This window comes from Numidum massiliense (assembly GCF_001375555.1).
Taxonomy (GTDB): domain Bacteria; phylum Bacillota; class Bacilli; order Thermoactinomycetales; family Novibacillaceae; genus Numidum; species Numidum massiliense.
Genome location: NZ_CTDZ01000009.1, coordinates 3,318,083 through 3,344,460 on the forward strand (window position 1 = coordinate 3,318,083; position 26,378 = coordinate 3,344,460).

Here is a 26,378-nt window from a genome sequence, read left to right on the forward strand (position 1 = left end):
GGGGTACGCCTATGTATGCAAACAATCACTTTATGATCGCTATCTTCCTGTTGTTAGGACTCGTCCTACCGATCGTCGCGTGGACGCTGAGCCGCATGTTGCGCCCGTCTAACCCGACAGCGGCTAAGCGATTGACGTACGAGAGCGGGGTCGATCCGTTTCAACAAAGTTGGCTGCAATTCAACATCCGTTACTACATGTTTGCCTTGTTATTCATCGTCTTCGATGTGGAAGCGGTCTTCCTCTACCCGTGGGCAGTCGCGTACAACGCTCTTCGCAGCGATATCGGTTTATTCATTTTAATCGAAATGGGTATATTTGTATTCCTGCTCGTCGTCGGGTTAATTTATGCGTGGAAGAAGAAGGTGCTAGAATGGGATTGAATTTGGAAGAGCTTTCAGTGGAAGAAAGCGCATTCGTCAAGCGCAATGTGCTGATGACACGGTTGGAGCAAATTAAGGGGTGGGCACGCAGCAATTCGATGTGGCCGCTACAGTTCGGACTCGCCTGCTGTGCGATTGAAATGATGGCGACGAGCGGGGCGCATTACGACTTCGAACGCTTTGGGGTGTTTTTTCGCGGTTCGCCGCGGCAAGCCGACGTGATGATCGTCGCCGGGACGGTGACGAAAAAAATGGGGCCAGTATTGCGCCGCCTGTACGACCAGATGGCAGAGCCGAAGTGGGTCATCGCGATGGGTTCGTGTGCGACAGCGGGGGGGCCTTACGTCAAATCGTACGCGGTCGTTAAAGGGGTTGACCAAATCGTCCCGGTAGATGTCTACATTCCAGGCTGCCCACCGAATCCAGCGGCACTCATTTACGGGGTGAACAAACTACAAGAAAAAATTCGCTACGAAGCAAAAACTGGGAAGAAGGTGACCAGTGAGTGAGTGGAGAGCGAGAAAAACAGACAGACCGAACGAAAGTAGACGAAGCAGCGACAGGGGCGTCACCATTAGTGAATGACGCGAGTGGCGAGGTGACAAAAAAGAAAACGGTAACAACCGCCGCAGACGATGTCACCAAAGAGGGAAAAAAAGACGGTGCACGGCTGGAAAAAGGCGATGCGCCCCTAGCGAAAAAGGAAAAAAACGTTGGCGCAGCGAAGGCAGTTTCGAAGGAGAACGCCGCTACGGATGAAAGGGCAGTTTCGAAGGCGAACGACACTACGGAAGAAAAGGCAGCCTCGAAGGCGAAAGCAGCTGTGACGGCGAAGGTGGCCGCCAAAAAAAAGCAAGCGGCTAAAGCTAAAGCCCGCCCGCAGCGCAGCGCCAAGGCGAAAAAGGAGGAGCCGCCACCGGAGCCTTCGCCGAAACAGCCACTGTTAGACGATTACTTGCAAAAACTAAAAGCGGAACTTGGCACGGACATTGTGGAAGCAGCGACGATTAACCGCTTAAATGATCATTTGCCGACAATTCGCGTCAAGCGGGAACAGTGGGCCGTAGTAGCGCAATTATTACATACCGATCCGTTCTTCGACTTTGACTATTTGTCGGATTTAACGGCTTACGACGAGCAGGACTACTTGTCGGTTGTCGCCCACCTGCTGTCTTTGTCGCGGAAAGAGAGGCTCGCTGTCCACGTTCATACAGAGCGCGAGGCGGCGTGGGTGCCGTCGGTCACATCTGTCTGGGCTGCTGCAAATTGGAACGAACGGGAAGTGTACGATTTGTTCGGCATCGACTTTCGCGGTCATCCGAACTTGACGCGCATTATGATGCCGGACGATTGGGTGGGGCACCCGTTACGTAAAGACTATGAACCATTAGATGAGGAGGTGTGAGCACCGTGGTCCGAACAGAAGAGATGTTGTTGAACGTCGGCCCGCAACACCCGAGTACCCACGGTGTCTTGCGCATCGTCATTAAAATCGACGGTGAAATCGTGCGCGAAGCAAAGCCCGTGCTCGGTTACTTGCACCGCGGGACGGAAAAGTTAGCGGAAGATTTGACGTACACGCAAATCATTCCGTATACCGACCGGATGGATTACTTGGCGGGGATGACGAACAATTACGCTGTCTGTCATGCCGTCGAGACGTTGATGGGTTTAGAGATTCCTGAGCGCGCCGAATATTTGCGCATCATCGTCATGGAACTAAACCGCATTGCTAGCCACTGCATTTGGTACGGGACGTTCCTGCTCGATTTAGGGGCAACGACGCCGTTCATTTACGCGATGCGCGAACGGGAAACGATTTTGCAATTTTTTAACGAGCTGTGTGGGGCACGCATTACGTTTAACTATATGCGCGTCGGCGGCGTGAAGTGGGATGCACCGCCCGGTTGGATCGAGCGCGTGCGCGACTTTTTGCCGATTATGAAGGAACGCGTGCAAGAATATGAGCAACTCGTCACGGGAAATGAAATATTTCTCAACCGCGTGCGCGGCGTTGGCAAGTATACGCGGGAAGATGCGATCAATTACGCGCTCAGCGGCGCCAATTTGCGTGCGGCTGGCGTGAAATGGGATTTGCGCAAAGACCAGCCATACTCGATTTACGATCGCTTTGAGTTTGACGTCCCGACGGCAGAGGAGGCGGACTGTCTCAGTAAGTACCACTGCCGCATGGAAGAAATGCGCCAGTCGATTCGCATTCTGGAACAGGCGCTCGAACAATTTCCTACTTCCGGACCGGTGATGGCAAAAGTGCCGCGGGTGTTACGCGTGCCGGAAGGAGAGACGTACGTCGGCATCGAATCGCCGCGCGGCGAACTCGGCTGCTACATCGTTAGCAAAGGCAAAGCGAGCCCGTGGCGCATTAAGTGGCGTCGCCCGTCCTTTAGTAATCTACAAATACTTCCTAAGCTGCTGGTCGGCGAAAACGTATCCAACCTCGTGGCTATTCTCGGTTCGATCGATATCGTGTTAGGGGAGGTGGACGGATAAATGAGCGATTTATTGACCCAGCCGCTTTCCCAGGCCAATGTCACGTTAATGGTTTTAGCGGCTACTGCACTACTCTTCATCGTCCTCGGCTTCGTCACGTACGCGATTTTGTTCGAGCGCAAAGTGCTCGGGTGGGCGCAGGCGCGTCGTGGCCCCGTGCGCGTCGGTCCGTGGGGGATGCTCCAGACGGTCGCCGACGTGCTTAAGCTGTTGTTGAAGGAAGATACAATTCCGGAGCGCGCCGATCGCGGGCTGTTTATTATCGCACCGATCGTCGCATTTGTCCCAGCGTTTGCCGTCATCGCTGTCATCCCGTTTACGGAGAACCTCTACTTTAGCGACGTCGGCATCGGTTTGCTGTACTATTTTGCCCTGACTGGCATTACAGTAATCGGTATGCTGTCGGGCGGTTGGGCGTCTAACAACAACTATGCGCTGCTCGGGGCAATGCGCTCCGCGGCGCAGATGATTAGTTATGAAATCCCACTCATCTTATCGGTCGTCGGCATCATTATGGCCACCGGTTCGCTCAATTTAATCGATATCGTCGACGCCCAACAGAAAGTGTGGTTTATCTTACCGCAAATTGTCGGTTTCGTCGTTTTTCTCATCGCTTCCATCGCCGAACTGAGTCGGCTGCCGTTTGACTTACCCGAATCGGAATCAGAGCTCATTGCCGGCTATTTCGTCGAATACAGCGGCTTTCGCTGGGCGTTCTTCATGTTGGCGGAGTATGTGTACATTTTTGCGATGGCTTCTTTGACGACCGTTCTGTTCCTCGGGGGATGGCATCCGCCGTTCGCCGCGCTTAGCTTTATTCCGGGAATCCTTTGGTTCCTATTAAAGTTCTCTCTCATCGTCTTTTTCTTGTTCTGGATGCGCGCGACGTTGCCGCGGCTCAGAGTCGACCAGTTGATGGGCTTAGGTTGGAAAGTGCTTTTGCCGCTAGCGATCGCTAACATTTTTCTCTCTGCCCTACTCAAAGAAGTGCCGTGGATCCAGCAATTCTTTTAATTGGAGGTGATTTCATGCGCGGTCTTATTCAAGGTTTTTCGTTAACCCTAAAGCAAATGACGAAGAAAAAGGTCACTTACAGCTATCCGGACGAGCCGATCGAGATGCCGGACCGCTTTCGCGGGATCCAACACCTCGATCCGGAGAAATGCATCGTCTGTAATCAGTGTGTGCGCGTTTGTCCAACGGCGTGCATTCAACTCTCCGGCCGTGCGCACCCGGATCCGAACAAAAGAGGGAAAATATTGGAGACGTACGACATTAATTTTGAGATTTGTATTTTGTGCGATTTGTGTACGGAAGTGTGCCCGACTGAAGCGATCGTCATGACGAACAACTTCGAGTTGTCTGCGTACAGCCGCGATGAACTGTTCAAAGACCTCGAGTGGCTGCACGACAATAACACGAACGTCCGGAGTGAGAACAAAGTATGAATATCACTGGGGAACTTGTCGCGTTTATGATTATCGCCGTTTTTGTCATCGGCGGGGCCATCTTTATGATCAATATGACGAAGGTCGTGCACATGGTGTTTGCCGTCGCCTTGACACTCATCGGAATCGCCGGAATATTCGTCCTACTACACGCGGAGTTTTTGGCGGTCGTGCAAGTGCTTATCTACTCCGGCGCGATGACGATCTTGATGCTGTTCGGCATTATGTTGACGAAGCACCGGGACGAGGAACAGCCGAGTCGTGGCATACACAACGTACTCAGCTTTTTTGTCGTCGCTGCGTTTTTCGCTTTCCTCATGTGGGGTATTTATACGACGCCCTTTCCGGCAGAAACGGCAGATGTGAGTACCTTTACGGTGGAAAACATAGGGACAGTCCTGTTTAAAAAATATGTCATCCCGTTTGAGCTAACATCTGTCCTGTTGTTAGTCGCCCTCGTCGGCGCAGTCATTTTAGCGAAGAAGGAGGCGGACTAAGTGCCAGTGCATCCATATCTCGCGCTCGCAGCTATTTTGTTTTGCGTCGGTCTATACGGCGTCTTAACGAAAAAGAATGCTGTCATCGTGCTCCTTTCGATCGAATTAATGCTAAATGCCGTCAACATCAATTTAGTCGCTTTCGCCAAGTACGGTCTGGAAGCAAATATGACAGGGCACATCTTTAGTTTGTTTACGATTACAGTTGCGGCGGCGGAAGCAGCTGTCGGCGTAGCGATCATTATCGCTCTCTACCGCAAGCGCGGCTCGGTAAAAGTCGAAGATTTTGACTCCCTCAGGCGATGAGCAGTCGTTCGGAACGAACTGTTATGTACAGAGGTCATGCACGAACCGTTAAGTACAGAGTAATGCGTGTTTTACAGACGCTTATTTTTGATTGAAGAAGGTTGGGTGATCCCATGTTGGCTAACGCATGGCTGATACCGCTCTTTCCGTTAATCGCCTTTCTGCTAATACTCGTCAGCGGACGGAAGATGAACAGCGCTTCTTCCTTCGTCGGGATGCTTGCGACACTTGTTTCCCTCGTGACGGCTGGACTCGTCTTTTTCGAGCAGCTCACGTCGTCTGAACAAGTGCGCGTCGCGTTCGAATGGTTCAATGTTGGGGAGACGAGTTTAACGATGGGGTTTGAAGTCGACAGTCTTAATGCGCTTATGCTGTTGATCGTGTCCCTCGTCAGTTTCCTCGTACACCTCTATTCGCGCGGCTACATGGCAGGCGACGAGCGGATATCGGTTTATTACGCTTACTTGGCGCTATTTACATTTAGTATGTTAGGGCTAGTTATCGCCCCTAATTTGTTGCAGCTGTTTATTTTTTGGGAACTCGTCGGCTTAAGTTCTTTTCTGCTGATCGGCTTTTGGTACTTTAAGCCAGCAGCAAAAGCGGCGGCGAAAAAGGCGTTTATCGTCACGCGCATCGGCGACATCGGGCTGTTCACCGCGATGATTTTGCTATTTTGGCAAGTCGGCAGTTTTGAGTATGCGGCAATCTTCGCTGCAGTCGATAGTGGGAAAATTGCCGCGGGAGCTCTCAGTCTCATCGCTGTGCTCATCTTCGTCGGCGCCGTCGGGAAGTCGGGCCAGTTTCCGTTACATACGTGGTTACCGGATGCGATGGAAGGACCGACGCCGGTCAGTGCCCTCATTCACGCCGCGACGATGGTCGCCGCCGGGGTGTATCTCGTGGCGCGCCTGTTTCCGCTAATGGCCGCTTCGACCTTGGCGCTCGACGTCGTCGCTTACGTCGGTGCGTTTACGGCGATCTTCGCCGCACTGATCGCGCTGGCGCAAAACGACATTAAGCGCGTGCTCGCCTATTCGACGGTAAGCCAACTCGGTTATATGATGTTTGCCCTCGGTTCCTCAGGGTATACGGCTAGTCTGTTTCATTTGACGACGCACGCCTTTTTTAAAGCGCTGTTGTTCCTCGCAGCCGGGGCGGTCATTTACGCGTGGCACGGCGAACAAGACATTCGGCGCATGGGTGGCTTTTTCCAGCGCAACAAAGCGGTCGGCACATTGTTTTTAATCGGTTGTCTCTCCCTCGCTGGCGTGCCGCCGTTTTCTGGCTTTTTTTCCAAAGAGGAAATTCTCGCTGCCGCTTATGCCGATGGTCGCTTCGGCGTGTTTACCGTCGGGGTGGTCGCGGCGTTTCTGACAGCCTTGTACGTCTTTCGGCTCTTTTACCTCGTCTTTACCGGAGAGGTTCGCGGCAAACAAAGCGAGCTGATGCGAGTGCCCGCGGTGATGACGGGGCCGATGTGGGTACTAGCGCTGTTTTCCGTCGGTGCTGGATTTGTGCAGACGCCGTGGTACGATGGCTTGGCGCGCTGGCTGACCGGTGGCGGCAATTACGTACCCGCCGCTGAAAGTGGGGGTGCTCCGCTTTGGGTACCGTTTGTGGCAATCGCGGTGTCGCTTGCGGGGATCTTCCTCGCGTGGACGCTGTATGGCAAGCAGCAAAGGGCGAGCGCGCATGAGGACGCTACCCCTTCACTTGGCTACCGCTTACTTGCCAATAAGTTTTACATCGACGAGCTTTATGCGTACGGCATCGTGAAACCGCTCGGTGGCCTCGGCTACGCCTTACAAGTCGTCGACCGCTACATTGTGGATGGCCTCGTCGCCTTCGTGGCCAAAGTGGCGGTAATGATCGGGCGCGGCGGCAGTAAGCTGCAAAACGGTCAAGTGCAGACTTACGGGCTCGTGACGGCGCTCGGCGCCGTGCTCTTACTGCTCGTTCTCACGATTGGGGGGTATTTCGGATAATGGAACAGCTAATTATGACGTTGCTCACCTTTTCGCCCCTCATCGGTGTCTTGTTGCTCGCGTTTGTCCCCCGAGACAAGGAGAAGGCGTTAAAAGTAGTCGGGGCGTTCGGAACGCTGCTACCGCTCACCTTGGCACTCTTCCTCTTTTTCAACTTTCAAGTAGGAAAAGAAGGGGCGCAATTTACGCATACGTTAGACTGGATCGCGCTGACCTTTGAGATGCCGTATGGCGTAGCGAAGTTACCGATTGCATACAGTATGGGCGTGGACGGCTTGTCGCTGCCGCTCATTGTCTTGACCACGATTATTGCAAGTCTAGCGGCAGTCGCCTCGATGTACGTGAAGCAAAAGTGGAAGTCGTATTTCATCACCCTGCTCGTACTAGAAGTAGGGATGCTCGGCGTGTTCGCCGCCCGCGACTTGTTTCTGTTCTTCCTCTTTTTCGAAGTGACGCTCGTGACGACGTTTTTACTCGTCGGCGGCTGGGGGTATGTCAACCGGGAGCGGGCGGCGAACCAATTCCTCTTGTACAACGGGATCGGTTCCGGCATAATGTTGCTCGCCTTCATCGCCATGTGGTTCATCTTCGGCACGATGCAGTACGATGCGATCGCGGCGGAAGTTCCCGGTGTGACGAAATTGTTAGCCGATGCGGCGGACTCGCCACTTTTCCACGAGGATAAGTGGCTCATATCGGCAGCGTTTTTCGGTCTACTCGTTGCTTTCGGCATTAAGTTGCCGTTTTTTCCCTTTCATACGTGGATGCTGCGCGTGCACGTTGAAGCGCCACCGGCTGTCGTCATGCTGCACTCCGGGGTGTTGTTGAAGATGGGGGCGTACGGGCTACTACGCTTTGGAGTGGGGATGTTTCCGTGGTATGTGAAGGAGTTTGCTTATGTCATCGGCGTACTCGGGGTGATCAACATTTTGTACGGCGCGGTGCTCGCCTTCGTGCAGAAAGATTTGAAGCGGGTGATCGCCTACTCGAGTATTAGTCACATGGGCATTATTTTGCTCGGCATTGCAGCACTGAACACAGCTGGGTTGCAAGGGGCCGTGTTTCAAGCGGTGTCACACGGGTTTATCTCCGCTTTGTTGTTTTTCTTTATTGCCGCGCTCAGCGAGCGGACCGGGACGACACTCATTTCCGAACTCGGTGGTCTGGCCAAGTCTACACCAGTACTGGCGGGAATTTTCCTCGCCGCAGGGATGGCTACGCTCGGCTTACCAGGAATGTCCGGTTTTATCGGCGAATTTCTGGCTTTCCTCGGTATCTTTAAGACGGTGCCTCTCTTTGGTGCGGTCGGCGTATTTGGCATCGTGTTGGCCGCCGTGTACACGCTGCGCGCCGTGCTCCGGACGACGTACGGGCCGGAGCGGGAGCAGTGGCAAGCACTCCCCGATACGCGTGCGATCGAAGCCGTGCCGATGCTGGTGCTGTTAGCGTTTATCATACTTCTCGGCGTTTATCCAGCTGTCGTGAGTGAACCGCTGCAAATGACGCTGCAAACTATCGTAGCAGGGATCGGGGGTTAATCGGAATGGGAGCAGAAAAATATTTACTCGCTTACGATTGGACGTTGCTTACCCCTGAACTATCGATGATCGTCGCGGTGACAATTATGACGTTGGTCGATTTATTTGTAGGCAAGACAGGGCGCCGTTTGTCGCCGTGGATCGGCTTAGCCGGCGTCGTCGTCGCGGCTGCCTTCGTCCTAAGTGTACTCGGGCGGGAGCCATATCAAATATTGGCGGATACGTACCGTCTAGACGGTTTTTCCAAAGTGTTTAAACTCGTCATCTTAGGCGGGACCTTTCTCGTGCTGCTTTCTTCGCTGTCTTATGGGAAAAAGTCGCACATCCCTGATCGCGGCGAATATTACTCGCTGCTTTTGACCGCCGCGCTCGGTGGGATGATGATGACCTCTTCCGCCGATTTAATTACGCTGTACGTCGGGCTAGAACTTCTCAGTATCTCGTCGTACATTTTAGTCGGGACGCGTAAACACGTGCTGAAAGCGAAGGAAGCCGCGTTTAAGTATTTTGTGCTCGGCGGCGTGGCGTCGGCGTTTATGCTGTACGGGATGTCCTTCGTTTACGGTTTGACGGGTACGACCAACTTGTATGCGATTAGTGCCGATTTATCGCGGGCGGCAGAGGATGGCTACGAATTCTTTGTTGCATTGTCATTCATCCTCATCGTCGTCGGTTTAGGTTTTAAAATCGCTGCGGCGCCGTTTCACATGTGGGCGCCGGACGTGTACGAAGGTGCGCCGACTCCGGTGACCGCTTTCCTCGCCGTCGTGTCGAAAACGGCAGCATTTGCACTACTGTTGCGCCTCGTCTTCGTCGCTTACAGCGGGTGGATGAGTGCTGCTGCAGATTTCGGAGAGGGCGTATACGTCATGTTGCTCGTCCTCGCGGCGCTGTCGATGATCGTCGGTAACAGTGTTGCGCTACGGCAGCGCAATGTGAAGCGGATGATGGCCTACTCCAGTGTCGCCCAAGCCGGTTACGTCCTCGTGCCTGTTGCAGTGATCGCCTTTTTGTCGGGGCAAGGAGAAGGTGGTTACATTTTCCTTCCTACTAGCTTAAACGCCGTCAGCTTTTATTTAGTCGCTTATTTGTTTGCGACAGTCGGCGCCTTTGCCGTGATCGCAGCCGTAAACCGCGATCGCGACACGGAAGATATAAGCGCCTTTGCCGGCCTTTACGCACGTGCACCTTGGACGGCGTTAGCGATGCTCACGTTCGTCTTATCCCTCGCCGGCATTCCGATCACTGGCGGGTTTTTCGGGAAGTTTTATATCTTCTTTAGCGCACTGAGTGTGCAAAGTTACTGGATTGCGGTGATTATGGTCGCTGCTAGTGTCGTCTCGTACTTTTACTACTTTGAAATCGTGCGGCAAATGTTTTTCCGTCGCGCGGCTGTGCAGGAGAAGTTTACGCTTCCCGTCGGCTTGGCGATCGTCGTCTTAATCGGGGCGATTGGTACACTCGCGCTAGGGGTCATACCGCAAACGGCGTTAGACTATATCGGGCAACTAAACGTGTTCGAGCTGTTTTTCCCAACTCCAAATCAGTAACTTGCTACTTTGTCTGCACGCTAGACATAACATCCCCCTCCGTAGGAAGGGGGATGTTTTTTTTGAAAGGGGCTGTACTTTTTGGGAGGGTGGCTGTAATATACGATAGTAATGATGCGATAATGATGGGGTGCACTCCATAAATTGTCAGTTGGAGAAAGTCATACTTTTTCGCGCCAACTATTGTGTAGCAGAAATGTTTGCGATACTATAAAATAGTAATGTCATGCTCTTTTAAGGAGTTGTTGACACGATGACAGAGGGCCTTGGAGTTAGTGCCATCGTCAATATCACCCTGACACTTGTTTGCATCGGCGTTAGCTGGTGGGCTTTACAAAGTGTGAGGTTCGATCTCTTTCTTGCGAATACAAAAGGTGCGAAAGCGAAGACGCTAATGATTGTGTTGTCCATCGTCCTCGGCCACGGATTGGCACGTTTTTTGGTGGACTACATGGGCTGGTCGCGGATGCTCACTGATTTGTTTTAACGACTGTAACATTCGTGTGACAAAAGCAACAAATGGTTGTAAAAACGTCGAAAACAGTCGCATTTTGCCGCTGCTTACTATATAATGGGATTCGTATATAACGTGCATTTTCCATTGTAAATAGCAGTATAGAACCTCCTTTATTCGCGAACAATGTGTAATACATAGACACCGCGGACGGGAGAGGTTCATATGGTAAAGAAGTGGGGATTTTCTATTCTCGCCTTGGGACTTATTTTAGCGTATGCAAGTTCCGCTCGTTCATCTGCGCTGCCGGGGACAGCTTATGAGGCAACACCGCACGATCTAGCTCATCAGACTGTGCGACCTGATCCAACCCGCGAAACCGCACAGCTTGTAAAACTGTTTCAAGCAGACGGCATTCGCGTGACGACATGGACGATTCACCACGGCAGTTTGCTCGAACGGCCGCTAACGGATCGACAGTTAGCGCAGCTAGCCCGTTATTTTCAAGCCGCACCTAATTTCAAGAAGTCCGAACAGGTTTTCTTCTCACACTGGAGGCGAAACATTTCACTCGAAATTCGCGTTATTAGGCGTGGGTATGAAAAATCGGATTACGTCGTGGCCAAGATGACGGCACGCGAGCAAAGTGCGCACTTACTTAGTGAGGCAGTCGCACACGTGGCGAGCGGTTTGTCACAGGCAGGCATCGTGCCTGACCTACACGTCGCTGTGCAAGGAACGGCGAAGCACGTACTTAATCCCGAGGAACAGAAAGAGTGGGTCCAACAGGCGATAGAAACTTTGGACGCTTATGAGGTGGAAGCTTTGCGTGACGCGACTATGACGAGTGTCTCCGCGTTCTCTCCACATTTTGGCAGTTCCATCTTGTCTAACAAACAGCCGATTAATGTACAGATGGCGATTAGAAGCGACAAATTTGCTGGGCGAACTGTTTTTACAATGGGAACCCCAATTATCACAATTGAATACTAACCAACTAGCGCGGAGGGAAGAAGATTGGAGAAAATCGTAGTCCGCGGGGGTAGGCGGTTAAAGGGAAAGGTAAAAGTCGATGGGGCCAAAAACGCCGTGCTTCCCATTATCGCTGGAACCCTCTTAGGCGCACGCGGGGAGAGCCGAATATTTGAAGCCCCACCCCTTAATGACGTTCACAATATGGTGAAAGTATTAGCAGCACTCGGCGTCGATATTAGTTACGATAACGGACAAGTACGCGCCAATGCGGAAAAAATAGTTAATGTCGAGGCACCGTACGATCTCGTGCGCAAAATGCGCGCCTCGTTCCTCGTGATGGGCCCGTTACTCGCGCGGCTCGGAAAGGCGCGGATCCCGTTGCCGGGAGGCTGTGCGATTGGGACGCGTCCGATCGATCAGCATTTAAAAGGCTTTAGGGCGATGGGTGCATCCATTGAAATGGGGCAAGGTTTTATTGAGGCTTCGGTCGATGGTAAGTTGCAAGGCGCAAACATTTATCTCGACATTGCCAGCGTAGGCGCAACCGAAAATATAATGATGGCAGCAGCACTGGCGAAGGGTCTTACTGTGATCGAAAACGCCGCTCGCGAACCGGAAATTGTCGACTTGGCCAACTTCTTGAATAGTATGGGAGCTAAAGTCCGCGGGGCGGGGACGGGCGAAATTCGTATCGAAGGAGTCGATTTCCTGCGCGGTACAGAACATACGGTCATTCCGGATCGCATTGAAGCAGGCACATTTTTAGTTGCTGCGGCGATTACCGGCGGCGATGTGTTTGTCGCAGGTGCGATCGGTGACCACATTCGTCCCGTCATCGCCAAGTTAGAGGAAATGGGAGTAACCGTGCGGGAAGAGGACGAAGGGATTCACATTGCCGCAAACGGCGCGTTAAAGCCAGTTGATATTAAAACCCTTCCTTATCCCGGATTTCCTACCGACATGCAGGCACAATTAATGGCGCTCTTACTCGCGGCACAAGGCACCAGTCTCGTGACCGAAACAGTTTTCGAAAATCGTTTCATGCACGTCGAAGAGTTTAAACGGATGAGCGGGAACATTAAGATTGACGGTCGCACGGCAGTGATCGAAGGTGGGCACCAACTATCGGGTGCGCGTGTCAAAGCGACAGACTTAAGAGCAGGGGCTGCCCTCGTGTTAGCGGGCCTCATTGCTGACGGTGTGACCGAAGTGACGGAATTACATCATATCGACCGCGGTTACGTCGACTTTACGGGTAAGTTGCAGCAGCTCGGCGCCGACATCGAACGGTTGCCAGCAGAAGCGTCCGAAAGCGAACGCCACACGTCCCCAAAACTGGTCGTACAACCATCATATGCTTAAAATCCGCACTAATAACTGAAAAACAGGGCCGTCCACTCATACATTTCTGTGGACGGCCTTTTTACGTTCTTTTTACGTTCTATTTTTGTTCTGAAAGCTTTGCCTCCTTCATAATGTTAACAGAGGCCAACTTATAAGGGGGCGTGATACGTATTGAACAGAGCAATCGCAGGAATCGTCATGCTACTCGTCGTCACCATGTTAGTCGTACCAGCAGTACTCGTCAGTTTTCAAGCAAAGACACCGAAAGATCTACAGCCACAGCCGCAGCAGCAAGCGAAAGGGCGCGAGGTGAAAAAAACGGTGCCGTTGCAACAAGGGAAAGATGCGATCGACGTACCCGTGTACCTCTCGCGTGAACAACGCGTCATCCGCGTACCGCTCGAAGCGTACATTCGCGGTGTCGTCGCGGCAGAAATGCCTGCCGACTTTAATCACGAGGCCTTAAAAGCGCAAGCGCTAGCGGCGCGCACGTACATTATCGACCGCATTGCGAGACACGATTTTAGCGATATGGAGCGGTTGTACGGGGCGGACGCAGCCGGCGCTTGGGTGAGCGATACGGTGCAACATCAAGTGTACTATCCAGATGAGGCACTGAAGGCGAATTGGGGCGGCGCTTTTCAAGAAAAGTCAAGCCGCATTAACAAGGCCATCAACGACACACGCGGTCAAGTGATTACGTATGCCGGCCGTCCAATTTACGCCGCTTTTTTCTCCGCGAGCAACGGGCGCACGGAAAACTCCGAGGATTACTGGAAAGAAAAGTATCCGTACTTACGTAGTGTCGACTCGTCGTGGGACAAACAGGCACCCGCGTACAGAGCGGATCCTGTCACGATGTCGCTCGCTGACTTTCAGTCCCAGTTAGCGCAGTATACGGGTAAGCAGTTTGCCATACCAGTTAGTGCTGGGAACGGGGAGTGGCTGAAAGTCGTCCGCAAAACGAAAGGTGGCAAAGTCGCTGAGCTAACCGTGGGCGACGAGACGTTTACTGGGCGCGAAGTACGCGAAGCGCTAAACTTACGCTCAAGTGATTTTTCGTGGAAAATAGTAGGTGATCGCATTGCGTTTACGACCCGCGGGTACGGACACGGTGTCGGTATGAGCCAATGGGGCGCGAATTATATGGCGCAAGAAGGAAAGACGGCGGAGCAAATTGTGAAACATTATTATAAAGGGGTCAAAATCGAAGACTACTACCAGTGGGTGCGTGAAAAGGAGCAAAATAAGAAGCGCAAAGGGTAAGTGACGCGGACTTTTTGCAAAAATCACATATCTAAACGTATGAAAACGCCTTATGCTGTCAACACTGATGGCAGAGGTGATTAACTATGGACAACAAACCTGAGCAGAAATCTAGCAAGCCTGTTCAGAAGGTTAGTAAACCGACCGCCAAGTGGAAAAGGTTCTTCGGCAAGAAGTGGGTATTTCCGGGAATCTATATGTTAGCTGCAGCCCTTATCTTAGCCCTCATGTGGTGGATGCAAGGTTCGCGCATCGAGATGAACCCCAATCAACAGGGCACAGGTAGCCAGCTGCAACAGACGACTGACGATCGTAAATCCGTCCCTGCAAACGCGAAGGAAGAAAAAATGGCGTCTCCAGCTGCGAACGATACGCACGTGACGATGAAGTTTTACGACGAAGGTGCGTCAGCTAAAGAAAAAGAAGCGGCACTCGTCCAATACGACAACAGCTTTAGCCCGCATACAGGCGTAGACTTCGCACACAAAGAGGACAAGTCGTTTGCCGTATCGGCAGCTCTGTCGGGAACGGTCAAATCGGTTAGTTCTCATCCGCTAAATGGACAAGAAGTACGTCTGGAACACGCGGGCGGGTTAGAAACCGTCTATCAAAGTTTAGCGGAAGTGAAGGTGAAAGCAGGAGACAAGGTGGCGCAAGGTGACCAACTCGGCATGGCCGGCAGCAATAAGGTGGAAAAAGATGCCGGTCTGCACCTCCACTTCGAAGTGTGGAAGGACGGTAACCCAGTCAACCCTGAGACGTACTTGACGTCGAAGGGGCAATAACAAATTGTTCCATACCGTCTGCCGATCGTTCGGTGGACGGTTTTTTCTTTGACCAACAGCTTGTCAAGGCTTGTAAGACGTGAATAACCGCTATTTCGCCTCATATAATGTACCAGACATTCCGAATCAGGGAGGCGAAAGGAGTGCACGATTACATCAAAGAACGGACGATCAAGATCGGTCAATACATCGTAGAAACGCGGAATACCGTGCGTACAATAGCGAAAGAATTTGGCGTTTCCAAAAGCACCGTCCATAAAGATTTGACCGAGCGATTACCGGAAATTAACCCGGAATTAGCAACGCAAGTAAAAGAAATTTTGGAATACCACAAGTCGATTCGCCATTTAAGGGGAGGTGAAGCTACTAAAATAAAATATCGTCGCCCGAAAAAAATGCGTGAAGAGGAAGAGACCCAAACACTAAACGTATAAGCGCTATACCCCCTTAAGTTTTTAGACCTCATCGTCGCTACATACGCGATCCTCGACCATACACGGTTCACAATTTCCGTCACACACGCATATAAGGGTGGTCAAACGTAGACAAATCGTCATCCACCTGAACGGCAACACTATTCGCCCCCCCGGGATGACATACAAACATAATGAAGACAGGTGTAAAAGCGCAAATTGTTAGGAGGTACGACCGTGTACTTGTCGTGACCGCCTCTTCTCTTAAAGCGTTTCCGGACAAGTTGACAAAGCGGACAGCTAACAGAAGAAGCAGATTAACGGAAAGAACGCGCAACAGGACACCTTACGCGCTGCATAATGGCGTGGACAAGCCACCATACATATTCTCCCCGGTATTTATACAATATGCACATTGCCAGTTACGAGTTCGCATGATAGCATAAAAAGGTAAACGACACAGACCGTATGTATCACAAAGCTGTATTTGTGTGGTATTATTATATCCTTAAGTTGAAGGAGGGACCGCGTGTGACGAACAATGTCAAAACGGCAAGCGAGTCCCGCAAGCCGCATAACGAGCACAACTTAGAGAAAACAGAAAGCAGTGCCGAACAGGGGTCTCAAGCGGCGCGCGATTCCGCTGCCGTTACTATCAATTCAAAAGCGGACGACGTTGACGAAGCACCTAAGCGGCAAGCGGCTGGGGAGTCTCAGCCATTAGAAGAAGCGAAGTCTAGTGCTGGAACACCGGATCAGAAAACGGTCGACCAAGAACCGCAACACGTATCTGCAGGGAAAGCTGACAACAGTGAGCAGTTGCCCCCGCACAAAAAGGGGGCGGACGACCAAGAACCGCAACACGTATCTGCAGAGAAAGCTGACAACAGTGAGCAGTTGCCCCCGCACAAAAAGGGGGCGGACGACCAAGAACCGCAACACGTATCTGCAGAGAAAGCTGACAACAGTGAGCAGTTGCCCCCGCACAAAAAGGGGGCGGACGACCAAGAACCGCAACACGTATCTGCAGAGAAAGCTGACAACAATGAGCAGTTGCCCCCGCAGAAAAAAGGGGCCGACGACCAAGAACCGCAACACTCACCGAAAAAAATGGAAGACGACAACAAGCAGCGCCGCGAAGGGAAAAAGAGCGCCGGCGACAAGGTGTCAGAGGAGACGAGGGAGGCGCAGGCACAATCGAGTGCGGCCGCGGAAGTAGCGTTAGAGACAACGTCTGATGCAACTGTCGCGGTTGAGGAAGCGGACGGCGAGCAGGCGCAAACGAGGCGCGAGGCGCGCCAAATGAAACGGTTAGAAAAAAAAGCCATACGGAGTAGCTCCTGGGGCTGGCGCACCTTCCGCCTCGTATTCCATTTGTTATGGTTACCGCTGCTAACGGTATCGGCGATTGCAGCCGGATTATACATCGGTTATTCCGTCATTGGCGGACAACCGGCAAGCGAAGTGTTAGACTTTGACCTGTGGAAATATTTATACGATATCGTTTACGCCGGGGGCTAACAAACCAGCCATAATTAATACGATTTTTATGGAATTACGAGTACGGACTAGTTGGAGGGCGAAGAAGTGGAATTAGATATTAATGCCATCAAACAAATCATCCCGCACCGCTACCCTTTTTTACTCGTCGATCGCATCGTGGAATTGGAGGCGGGGCAACGGGCAGTCGGCATCAAAAACGTAACCGTTAACGAGCCTTTCTTTAACGGGCATTTTCCCGAATACCCAGTCATGCCAGGGGTGTTGATCGTGGAGGCACTGGCACAAGTCGGCGCGGTTGCCGTATTGGGCAAAGAAGAGAACCGTGGCAAGATCGGCTTGTTGGCGGGCATTGACAAGTTCCGTTTTCGCGAACAAGTAAAACCAGGGGATACACTCACGTTAGAAGTCGAGTTTACGCGAATGAAAGGGCCGATCGGCAAAGGGCGCGGCACCGCCAAAGTCGACGATAAAGTCGTCGCTTCAGGCGATCTCATGTTCGCCTTGCAATAAAAGAGCGAATGTGACCTATTTAACGACAAGGGGCAAGGGATTAACTGTGCCCCTTTTTTGTGACGTCATTGCGAAAACTAAAAGGCAGATGACTACCCTACTATGTTTCAACTACACTATAGAGGAAAGGCACACGGAACAATAGTCGCCGTTACATACATTCCGTATCGTGCATAAGGAGGTTGTAGCAGATGAAACGGATTACGCAAATATTTGCGCACCGCGGCGCGATGGGGACACACCCGGAAAATACGATGGCCGCTTTCAAAGAGTCACACCGCGTCGGCGCTGACGGCATCGAACTAGACGTACAGCTGTCGCGAGACGGTGTACCCGTCGTCATTCACGATGAAACGGTTGACCGCACGAGCAACGGCACGGGTTGGGTGAAGGATTTGACGTGGAGTGAGCTGAGGCAGCTCGACTTCGGCGCACCGTATGCGGACAGCTTCGCTGGCGAACGCATACCGTCGCTAGAGGAGGTGCTATCGTGGATCGCCCACACGCCGCTTACCTTAAACATTGAGCTTAAAAACGGCATCGTGCGCTACCCGGGACTCGAAGATAAAGTGATCACACTCGTTCAGCAGTACGGTTTAGAAGGAAAAGTCATCGTTTCTTCGTTCAACCATTACAGTTTAGTCGATGTCAAACAGCGTTACCCGCACATCGAAACGGCGATATTATTCATGGAAGGGCTGTATGAGCCGTGGCGCTATGCCCGGGAGATCGGCGCGAGCGGCCTGCACTGCCTCTTACCGGTCGCCGTGCCGGAATTTTTGCAAGCGGCGGCCGCTGCGGGCATGCCGGTGCGTCCGTTTAACGTGAATAGAGAAGAGGACGTCGTGCGGCTTATGCAAGGGGGATGTGACGCCATCTTTACGAACTGGCCCGAGCGGGCGCGCGAGTTGCGCGAACAGTTCGCGCGGTAACGGACAAACTTTCTTGAATCGCACACAATCGCTGGATAAAGAGGCGCAAATTGCCGCTAATCGTATGTTATGATGAAAAAAGTAGCTTTTGTGAGAGAGAGGCGATAGTTTGACGCAAGAAATGGCATTGTACCGTAAATGGAGCGAATTTACGGCGTTGGACGAACCGTTGAAACGTGAGTTACAGGAAATTCGTGGGGACGCGCGGGCGATTCAAGACCGCTTTTACCAGTCACTCGCATTCGGTACGGGCGGGATGCGCGGCGTCATTGGCGCCGGGACGAATCGGATGAACATATACGTCGTGCGCAAAGCGACTGAAGGGTTAGCGCGCTATTTACTCAAACAAGGGCCACAGACAAAAGCGCAAGGAGTCGCCATCGCGTACGACTGCCGCCACCAGTCGTCCCGCTTTGCCGAGCAGGCGGCGCTCGTGTTTGCCTATCACGGGATAAAAGCGTACGTCTTTGACGCGCTCAGGCCGACTCCGGAATTGTCGTTTGCCGTTCGCGAACTAGGGACAGCGGCGGGAATCGTCATTACGGCGAGTCACAATCCGCCAGAATATAACGGGTATAAAGTGTATGGGCCGGACGGCGGGCAAATCGTCGGCGACGTCGCAGATGCGATCGTCGCAGAAATTGCTGCAGTGACCGATGAACTGGCGGTGCGCGTTTTGCCGCGGGAAGAAGCAGTGGCGAAAGGCTTGTTTCAGTCGATCGGCGACGAGATTGACGCCAAGTATCAAGAGCGCCTGTTGACGTTGTCGCTCAACCGAGACATCGCACGCACAGAGGCGGCCGGCATGCCGATCGTTTATACACCGCTGCACGGAACCGGATATACCCCCGTCTGCGAGGGACTACGCAATTTCGGGTTTACGAACGTGTCGGTCGTGCCGGAGCAGGCAGAGCCTGACCCGCAATTTCCGACTGTTGCATCGCCTAACCCGGAAGAACACGCCGCGTTTGGGCGGGCAATAGCTCTAGGAGAGGCGCGCGGCGCAGAGTTGCTGCTCGCAACTGACCCGGACGCCGATCGCGTCGGCGTCGCTGTAAAGGATAATCGCGGCGAATACGTCGTCCTTAGCGGGAACCAACTCGGCGCCCTGCTGTTGGAATACATCTTGTCGGTACGCGCCGCGCGGGGGACGCTGCCGGAGAACGGCGTCGTATTAAAGACGATCGTCACGTCGAACTTAGGGCGAGACATTGCCGCGCACTACGGTGTGCAAACGCTGGACACGTTAACCGGTTTTAAATACATCGGCGAAAAAATTGGTCAATTCGAAGCGACTGGTGCGCATACATTTTTGTTCGGTTACGAAGAAAGTTACGGTTTTTTGGCCGGTGACTTTGTCCGTGATAAGGATGCGGTGCAGACGTGTTTGCTCGCAGCCGAAATGGCCGCCTACTACAAGGCGCAAGGGAAGACGCTGTACGAACAGTTACAGCAACTGTTCCACACCTACGGCTTCTACTATGAGGATTTGCGATCACTCACCTTCGAAGGCAAAGAAGGCGCCGAAAAAATTGTCCAGATGTTGGAGCGATTACGCAGCGAGACACCGCGCGTCTTGGCCGGTACGAAGGTGGAAGTTGCGCGCGACTATTTGCGCGGCACAGGACACAATCTACTGACCGGAGAAGAGACGCCGACGCATCTGCCGCGGGCGAACGTGCTTCACTATACGCTTCAGGACGGTTCGTGGTTTTGCATTCGCCCTTCCGGCACCGAGCCAAAAGTGAAGTTGTACTTTGCCGTTCACAGTACGGCCTCCGAAGAGGCAATCCAAAAACTAGACGCGCTCAAGGAGGCAGTTACCGCGCTGGTCGACAGTGAATGAGCGGCTAACCGGCCTACTGCCCTGGTCGCCCGACAAATGCCCCGATCGAACACATCGGATTCGGAACCTCGAAAAAATCGTAGACCACACCACACCGTAAGGTGCGACCCGTTGGAGCTGCTCGCGAGGGCAGCTCTCCTCTTAACCTAAACGGATGCAAACTATTATAGCGCTCACAAAAGTGTACAAACGTATGGAAATGATTACATCGAATAGGGCAATACTTGGGGTATTGACGAATATTACATAAGCCATTCGCAAGAAAGGGTGGTATAATAGTATACCTGAGGGCGTGAGTTTGACGCCGTTTTGGCATTGCTTACGTTACTATGTATAGAATCGCCTCGTCCCTAGCATCCTTCCTCGGTGGTGAAGGTGTCGCTCGTGAGACACACCGTAGAGGGGAAGGCGTAGCGAATCGAAAAAGAAGAGCGAGTGATTGACCATGGACAGTAAGTACATTTTCTCGCTTATATTAGTCGTGCGTAACGAGATTCATTATATTGAGCGCGTGTTGGAAGCTGTTTTGGCGCAAGATTTTCCGTGCGACCGTTACGAAATCATCGTCGTCGACGGCCAATCGAACGATGGGACGCAAGAAGTGATTGCCGATTACATCAAGCGGGACCCGTCGCGCATGACTTACTTAACGAACCCGCAGCGGACGTTGCCGACGGGTTGGAACATGGCAATTAAGTGTGCGCGTGGGGAGTACGTCGTCCGCGTCGACGGACATAGTCACATTTCGTACAACTTCCTCACTAAAACGTACGACGTCGTACGGCGTCACCCGGAAGCTACGTGCGTCGGCGGCGTGATCGAGACGAAAGGAAAAGGGTTCTGGGGCGAAGTGAACGCCTATGTGTATTCTCACCCGTTCGGCGTCGGCAATTCAAAGTTCCGCACGACGAAAGGACAGTGGGAAGGTTACGTCGATACCGTGCCGTACGGTGCCTACAAGCGAGACGTATTTGAACGGGTCGGCTATTTTGACGAAAGCCTCAAGCGGAACGAAGATTTAGAGATGCACGCCCGCATTCGCCGCGACGGGGGGCAGTTTTTTTTATCGACGGACATTCGTTCGACGTATTACGCGCGCAGCTCCCTTAGCGGGCTTGTTAAGAAGTCTTTCAGCGACGGTAAGTGGACGTTTGTCGCTTCGCGGCGCGGACAAGGTGTATTGCGCCCGCGGCACAAAATACCGCTGTACGTCTCGATCGTCGGGAGTATTTTAACCGCTGCTTCTTTTTTCAGTGCCACCAGCTTTTGGGTCTTGCTAAGCTTGGCAGCGGTGTACAGTTGTTTAATAGGCGTTGCTGCGGCAAAGTTGGGTAAACAAAAAGGGGCGCGCTATTTCTTCGCGTGCATGATCGCCTTCTTTTTGTTACACTTAAGTCGCGGTTTCGGCTCCGCAGCGAGCTACTTCAGTAAGGATTACTGGCGAGGTAAGCAAAGGCTTGCGCGTCAACAGCCGCACGTTTCTAATCCTTCGCTGGAGCGGCTACACCGTTAAAAGCTTAACGGGAATATAAGTATACGGAGCCACTTATATCATAAACCGTTCGTATGAAATTAATGTTACACACATGTTGCGAGAATATTACACACGTGTTAATTCGCGTTAACGTTTATGAGGTGAATCAGGTGAAAGTAGTAATTTTGGCCGCTGGCGTCGGCAGTCGGCTGCATCCAGAGACTGCGGACAAACCGAAGGCGATGATTTGCGTTAAAGACAAGCCGCTCATCCAATACCAGGTTGAAAGTGTACTTCGTGCAGGCTTTACGCACGACGACATTTACGTGCTCGGGGGATATAAAGTTGAGCGGATTAAAGAACATTTTCAAGGAACGGACGTCCACTTTATCGACAATCCGCACTATGCGACGATGAACAACATTTATTCGTTCTTACTAACGCGGGAAATCGACGACGACTTGTTGCTCATTAACTCGGACGACTTTTACGACGAACGGCTCATTCCGCGGTTGTTAGACGCAAGTGCGCGAACGGCCATTTTAGTCGACCAGCAAAAAGTACTCACCGAAGAAGCGATGCGCGTCCAGCTAGAAGACGGCGTGTTGCGCTTCGTTAACAAAAAAATTCCGCTTGCGAAAGCGGATGGGGAATATATTGGCATTTCCAAATTAGGTGCCGCTGAGTTAGACGCCCTCTACCGCCGCGCCGAAGAAATGATCGCCGCTGGCGATACGAACGCGTGGTACGAAAATGTGTATGAGGCGTGTGCTGAGCAAATCGACATTGTCGGCGTGGATACGGGGGACTACCGCTGGATCGAGATCGACGACTTTAACGATTTGGAAGAGGCACAGCAGCTAGCCACATCGCTCGTTCGCTCATAAGGGTTTGCGCATAAGGAGGGGATCGCTATGGCTCAGACGGTCGACATACCGACCCAACTAATTATCGAGCACGGGGCGATTGACCATTTACACCGGACAGACATTTACGGGTGGTTGGAAGGACGTAAAATTGCCCTTATCAGCGGCACCGGGGAGACGCGGAAATTTACGGAGCGCATTAAAGAGGCTGTCCTGCCGCAGGCGAAAGACGTGCAGTTGCTGCCGGCACAAGATAACGCGTTAGAGACGATTAACGCGATCGAACGGGAAGTGCTCGAAGCGGGCTCGGACATGATTATCGGCGTCGGCGGCGGCCGTGCACTCGACGTGGCCAAAGTGGTCGGTACGCGCTCCAACGTCACCGTCTTACTTATGCCGACCGCCGTGTCCAACGACGCCATTTGCTCGCCTGTCGCCGTCATCAAAATGTCGAAGCGGACGAGTATCGGCGTGCACATGCCGTCCGCGGTCATCGTCGATTTGGACGTACTCGCTTCGTCTCCGGAACGGCTCGTGCGGGCCGGCATCGGCGACTTGATCTCTAACCGGACAGCGCTGTACGACTGGGATTTGGCGCACCGCGCCGATCAAGGTAAAATGTACACGTTCGCCCGTCTAATGGCGAACAATGCGATCGAAGCGTTCATGAATACGATTAAAAGTGCGTCGTTAACAGAAACGGAGTTGTTGCGCGCGCTCACAGAATCGCTCGTCATGAGCGGGATCGCCATGTCCGTCGCAGGATCGAGTCGCCCGTGCAGCGGATCGGAGCACTTAATTAGCCATGCGTTAGACTATTATTGTGGCGGCAAGGCGCTCCACGGCGAACAAGTGGCGATCGGCGTACTCATTGCCGAATACTTGCAAGGGCGGCACCACTCGGAAGACAATTTGCGTCAGTATTACAAAAAGCTTGGCTTGCCGCTGCACTACGAACAACTCGGTTATACGCGAGAAGAGATGTGGGAGGCGATTCGCCGCGCCCCGACGATGCGCAACCGCTATACGATTTTAAACGAGTACGCCTTAACAGACGCACAAATTGAACAAATACTCACTGACGTTTTTCCGGACGAATCTCGCCTAAATTAGGGCAAGGAGTAAAACATGTTTAAAGAACTAGCAAAGTACAAAGAACTCGTATACTTTTTAGTGCACAAAGAGTTACGTATACGTTATCGCAACACGATTTTCGGGTTTTTCTGGACATTGCTTGAACCGTTAGGGCTCATGCTCATATATACCGTCGTTTTTTCGATGATTATGCGCTTTGGAGATAAGGTCGACAACTATCCGTTGTTTCTGTTGTCCGGGCTCATTCCGTGGATGTTCGTATCCCAGTCGTTGCAAAAAGGGACGCGCTCACTCACGAGTAACCAATCGCTCATAAAAAAAGTGTACTTTCCGCGGCAAATCTTCCCTTTGACGACGATCATCGCTAATCTCGTCAACTTCGTCATGGCGCTGTTGCTCGTCTTTGCTTTTGTCATTGTTTTACAAGGGAACATCCTTTGGTGGCGGCTCATCTTTTTACCGCTTATCATATTGTTACAGGCGGTGTTCGTGTACGGGGTGGCACTTTTTTTGTCGGTGGCAAACGTGTTTTACAAAGATGTGGAATTTATTTTAACTGTTGCCTTGCGCGGGTGGATGTATTTATGTCCGATTATTTACCCGCTCGAGCAAGTGCCGCAGGAGTTTCTCGATTGGTATTTACTGAACCCGATGGCGGTAATCATTTCTTTATACCGTTGGGCGCTATTAGGTTTTGAGACGGCGCCGCTCAATTACGTGTTTTACGCGATCGGTTTGACGTTCGTTGTACTCGCTATTTCGTGGCTCGCCTTCAATAAATTAAACCGTAGGGTAGGGGAAGTGATTTAACGATGGATGCGATCGCCGTCAAGCATCTGACCAAACATTTTCGCAAAAAATACGATAAGACGTTGAAGGGCTACTTTATCTCCTTGGCCAAGCGCGAGAAGCGGTACGAACAGTACACCGCCTTAAATGACGTGTCGTTTACGGTAAAAAAGTCGGAAGCGTTCGCCATCATCGGCGATAACGGCGCCGGCAAAAGTACGCTGTTTAAGGTGTTGAGTGGCATTATTCACCAAGATAGCGGCGAGATAGAAATTAACGGGAAAGTGGCGCCGCTCATCGAGTTAGGTGCCGGCTTGCACCGCGAACTGAGCGGGATGGAGAACATCCGCCTCAACTGCGCGATCTTCGGGCTTAACAAAGAGCAAATTGAAGAAGTGATCCCGCACATTATCGCCTTTTCCGAACTAGAAGAGTTCATCGAGACACCGGTGAAGTTTTACTCTTCGGGAATGAAGGCGCGGCTCGGCTTTTCCATCGCCGTACACATTGACGCTGACATCGTCCTCATCGACGAAGTACTAGCTGTCGGGGACAAAGCGTTTAAGAAAAAGTGCAACAAAAAAATGAAAGAACTGAAGGCTGAAGGTAAGACACTCGTCATCGTCTCCCACAGCTTGAAGCCTCTACGCAAACTTTGCGATCGCGCCTTGATATTGCACAAAGGGGAAGTTGTCAATATCGGGGAGGTTAACGCGATCATCGACAACTACGAACAGGGTAAAACACGAGGAGCGTGACCTTTGTTGGAAGGCAAACAATTTACGTTGGAAGATGTGCACCAAACGTATAAAGCGAAAGACGCTTGGTGGACCGTCTTACTGGTCGACCCGGTCGCTTCGCGACTCGTCGTACCAGTCGCTAACCGGACGAACATTACACCAAACCAAATTTCACTCGTTTCGTTTACAATAGGGATGGTGGCCGCGTATTGCTTTTATATGAGTACGACAGGTTCACTCATCACAGGCGCCATCCTTTACCATATTAGTTTTATTCTCGATTGTATGGACGGGAAAATCGCGCGTTTAAAAGGGACCGGCTCGATGTTTGGCGTGTTGCTCGACATTATGCTTGACCACATCCGCGTCGTCATTTGTACAGTTGCCCTAACGTTTGGCTTGTTTTATAAAACGGGCGACTACACTATTTTAATGTTGGCGCTGCTGTTTATTTTCGCTTACTTTTTTCGCCACTACACGGCGTTAACCATTTATAAGTTGCGGCGGCAAATGAAGGGGAGACTGAATAAGGCGCGGCGAAGACTGAAACGGGCTGAGAAACGGCAGTCGCGCGCCGAGTTGTTAAACGTGGAAAACATGTTAAACATCGTGACTGACGAACCGACCAATGAGCGGTTAAAGCGTCTGAAAGGTACGTACGAGGAGCAACTAGAAACGCTGCCTACAGGGATCGCGTCCGCCTCCTCCGCCGTCGGGCAGGAGACTGCGCATACGGGGGATCGCGATGCTGGCGGTAACTCTGCTCACATCGCTGACGCTGTAGAAGGCACTGATAAGGCGGAGGTGGTGGACGAAGAACAACTGCCCGTGTCACAGCGAAAAACTGATTTGCAGCACGGCTTTAAACAGAAGTTTACGCTTTATTTGCGCATTCGCGATGCCTTGTTGACGAAACGGATTCGCATGCATCTGTTTAGCGGCATCGAGTTTCAGATGTTTTTGTTCGTCGTCGCGCCAGTCGCTTATTTCTTTAGCGAAGTGATGAATGTGTTTAAAGGCACGATGCTGTTCGGCTCGATTTTACTACTCGCATTTGAGCTCGCCATCATTTACAAACTGTGGATGAGTACGCGAGACTTTGAAAGTGAGATGGCGCTAATCGCTGAGGAGCGGTTGCAGTACGACTGACAATCTGCCCTTCAAGCGA

27 protein-coding genes are annotated in these 26,378 nt (G+C 52.1%); all 27 read left to right on the forward strand.

Features of this window, described 5'->3' with window-relative positions; all coding sequences use genetic code 11:
- Window positions 1-11 precede the first annotated feature (11 nt).
- The 27 genes from BN1247_RS15610 (at window position 12) to BN1247_RS15740 (ending at window position 26,359) form a co-directional block, all read left to right on the forward strand.
- Complete coding sequence (locus BN1247_RS15610; RefSeq protein ID WP_054951701.1) at window positions 12-383, forward strand: NADH-quinone oxidoreductase subunit A; 372 nt, start codon at window positions 12-14, stop codon at window positions 381-383.
- On the forward strand, window positions 374-892 hold the full coding sequence (locus BN1247_RS15615; protein WP_054951194.1) for a NuoB/complex I 20 kDa subunit family protein: 519 nt from the start codon (window positions 374-376) through the stop codon (window positions 890-892). The genes BN1247_RS15610 and BN1247_RS15615 overlap by 10 nt, the downstream gene beginning before the upstream one ends.
- Window positions 889-1,788, forward strand: a complete 900-nt coding sequence (locus BN1247_RS15620) for an NADH-quinone oxidoreductase subunit C (RefSeq protein WP_082415964.1) — start codon at window positions 889-891, stop codon at window positions 1,786-1,788. The genes BN1247_RS15615 and BN1247_RS15620 overlap by 4 nt, the downstream gene beginning before the upstream one ends.
- A gap of 5 nt (window positions 1,789-1,793) precedes the next feature.
- Complete coding sequence (locus BN1247_RS15625; protein WP_054951195.1) at window positions 1,794-2,894, forward strand: NADH-quinone oxidoreductase subunit D; 1,101 nt, start codon at window positions 1,794-1,796, stop codon at window positions 2,892-2,894.
- The gene (gene nuoH / locus BN1247_RS15630; RefSeq protein WP_054951196.1) at window positions 2,895-3,908 is read left to right on the forward strand and encodes an NADH-quinone oxidoreductase subunit NuoH; all 1,014 of its coding nucleotides are present in this window, start codon (window positions 2,895-2,897) and stop codon (window positions 3,906-3,908) included.
- Between the two features lie 14 nt (window positions 3,909-3,922).
- Window positions 3,923-4,342: an NADH-quinone oxidoreductase subunit NuoI gene (gene nuoI, locus BN1247_RS15635; protein ID WP_054951197.1), complete on the forward strand. Its 420-nt coding sequence runs from the start codon at window positions 3,923-3,925 to the stop codon at window positions 4,340-4,342.
- A 2-nt stretch (window positions 4,343-4,344) separates the two neighbouring features.
- A complete protein-coding gene (locus BN1247_RS15640; RefSeq protein ID WP_082416073.1) occupies window positions 4,345-4,839 on the forward strand; it encodes an NADH-quinone oxidoreductase subunit J in 495 nt (164 codons plus the stop codon).
- The gene (nuoK, locus tag BN1247_RS15645) at window positions 4,840-5,145 is read left to right on the forward strand and encodes an NADH-quinone oxidoreductase subunit NuoK (protein WP_054951199.1); all 306 of its coding nucleotides are present in this window, start codon (window positions 4,840-4,842) and stop codon (window positions 5,143-5,145) included.
- 113 nt (window positions 5,146-5,258) lie between these two features.
- Window positions 5,259-7,130 (forward strand): NADH-quinone oxidoreductase subunit L, encoded by a 1,872-nt coding sequence (gene nuoL / locus BN1247_RS15650; RefSeq protein ID WP_054951200.1) that lies wholly within the window; start codon window positions 5,259-5,261, stop codon window positions 7,128-7,130.
- Complete coding sequence (locus BN1247_RS15655) at window positions 7,130-8,668, forward strand: complex I subunit 4 family protein (protein WP_054951201.1); 1,539 nt, start codon at window positions 7,130-7,132, stop codon at window positions 8,666-8,668. Before nuoL ends, BN1247_RS15655 begins: the two co-directional genes overlap by 1 nt.
- 5 nt (window positions 8,669-8,673) lie before the next feature.
- Window positions 8,674-10,218, forward strand: a complete 1,545-nt coding sequence (locus tag BN1247_RS15660) for an NADH-quinone oxidoreductase subunit N (RefSeq protein ID WP_054951202.1) — start codon at window positions 8,674-8,676, stop codon at window positions 10,216-10,218.
- Between the two features lie 253 nt (window positions 10,219-10,471).
- Window positions 10,472-10,705 carry a DUF1146 family protein gene (locus BN1247_RS15665; RefSeq protein ID WP_054951203.1) on the forward strand — a complete coding sequence of 78 codons (234 nt, stop codon included), beginning with the start codon at window positions 10,472-10,474 and terminating at the stop codon, window positions 10,703-10,705.
- Between the two features lie 192 nt (window positions 10,706-10,897).
- Complete coding sequence (locus tag BN1247_RS15670; protein ID WP_054951204.1) at window positions 10,898-11,665, forward strand: YwmB family TATA-box binding protein; 768 nt, start codon at window positions 10,898-10,900, stop codon at window positions 11,663-11,665.
- 24 nt (window positions 11,666-11,689) lie between these two features.
- Window positions 11,690-13,009 (forward strand): UDP-N-acetylglucosamine 1-carboxyvinyltransferase, encoded by a 1,320-nt coding sequence (gene murA, locus BN1247_RS15675; protein WP_054951205.1) that lies wholly within the window; start codon window positions 11,690-11,692, stop codon window positions 13,007-13,009.
- Between the two features lie 153 nt (window positions 13,010-13,162).
- Window positions 13,163-14,257: a stage II sporulation protein D gene (gene spoIID / locus BN1247_RS15680; protein WP_054951206.1), complete on the forward strand. Its 1,095-nt coding sequence runs from the start codon at window positions 13,163-13,165 to the stop codon at window positions 14,255-14,257.
- Window positions 14,258-14,343: 86 nt separating this feature from the next.
- Window positions 14,344-15,042 carry a M23 family metallopeptidase gene (locus BN1247_RS15685; RefSeq protein ID WP_054951207.1) on the forward strand — a complete coding sequence of 233 codons (699 nt, stop codon included), beginning with the start codon at window positions 14,344-14,346 and terminating at the stop codon, window positions 15,040-15,042.
- Window positions 15,043-15,185: 143 nt separating this feature from the next.
- Window positions 15,186-15,476, forward strand: a complete 291-nt coding sequence (gene spoIIID / locus BN1247_RS15690) for a sporulation transcriptional regulator SpoIIID (protein ID WP_054951208.1) — start codon at window positions 15,186-15,188, stop codon at window positions 15,474-15,476.
- A 510-nt stretch (window positions 15,477-15,986) separates the two neighbouring features.
- Window positions 15,987-16,976 (forward strand): DNA-directed RNA polymerase subunit beta, encoded by a 990-nt coding sequence (locus BN1247_RS17505; protein ID WP_054951209.1) that lies wholly within the window; start codon window positions 15,987-15,989, stop codon window positions 16,974-16,976.
- A gap of 66 nt (window positions 16,977-17,042) precedes the next feature.
- On the forward strand, window positions 17,043-17,468 hold the full coding sequence (gene fabZ, locus BN1247_RS15700; protein ID WP_054951210.1) for a 3-hydroxyacyl-ACP dehydratase FabZ: 426 nt from the start codon (window positions 17,043-17,045) through the stop codon (window positions 17,466-17,468).
- Between the two features lie 200 nt (window positions 17,469-17,668).
- Window positions 17,669-18,400 carry a glycerophosphodiester phosphodiesterase gene (locus tag BN1247_RS15705; RefSeq protein ID WP_054951703.1) on the forward strand — a complete coding sequence of 244 codons (732 nt, stop codon included), beginning with the start codon at window positions 17,669-17,671 and terminating at the stop codon, window positions 18,398-18,400.
- Between the two features lie 121 nt (window positions 18,401-18,521).
- Complete coding sequence (locus tag BN1247_RS15710; protein ID WP_054951704.1) at window positions 18,522-20,246, forward strand: phospho-sugar mutase; 1,725 nt, start codon at window positions 18,522-18,524, stop codon at window positions 20,244-20,246.
- A gap of 445 nt (window positions 20,247-20,691) precedes the next feature.
- Window positions 20,692-21,759 (forward strand): glycosyltransferase family 2 protein, encoded by a 1,068-nt coding sequence (locus tag BN1247_RS15715; RefSeq protein WP_054951211.1) that lies wholly within the window; start codon window positions 20,692-20,694, stop codon window positions 21,757-21,759.
- Between the two features lie 131 nt (window positions 21,760-21,890).
- Window positions 21,891-22,607: a phosphocholine cytidylyltransferase family protein gene (locus BN1247_RS15720; RefSeq protein WP_054951212.1), complete on the forward strand. Its 717-nt coding sequence runs from the start codon at window positions 21,891-21,893 to the stop codon at window positions 22,605-22,607.
- A 27-nt stretch (window positions 22,608-22,634) separates the two neighbouring features.
- Window positions 22,635-23,699, forward strand: a complete 1,065-nt coding sequence (locus tag BN1247_RS15725) for an iron-containing alcohol dehydrogenase family protein (RefSeq protein ID WP_054951213.1) — start codon at window positions 22,635-22,637, stop codon at window positions 23,697-23,699.
- Between the two features lie 15 nt (window positions 23,700-23,714).
- Window positions 23,715-24,491 (forward strand): ABC transporter permease, encoded by a 777-nt coding sequence (locus BN1247_RS15730; RefSeq protein WP_054951214.1) that lies wholly within the window; start codon window positions 23,715-23,717, stop codon window positions 24,489-24,491.
- 2 nt (window positions 24,492-24,493) lie between these two features.
- A complete protein-coding gene (locus tag BN1247_RS15735; protein WP_054951215.1) occupies window positions 24,494-25,228 on the forward strand; it encodes an ABC transporter ATP-binding protein in 735 nt (244 codons plus the stop codon).
- A gap of 6 nt (window positions 25,229-25,234) precedes the next feature.
- Complete coding sequence (locus tag BN1247_RS15740; RefSeq protein ID WP_231633329.1) at window positions 25,235-26,359, forward strand: CDP-alcohol phosphatidyltransferase family protein; 1,125 nt, start codon at window positions 25,235-25,237, stop codon at window positions 26,357-26,359.
- The last annotated feature ends 19 nt before the right edge of the window (window positions 26,360-26,378 follow it).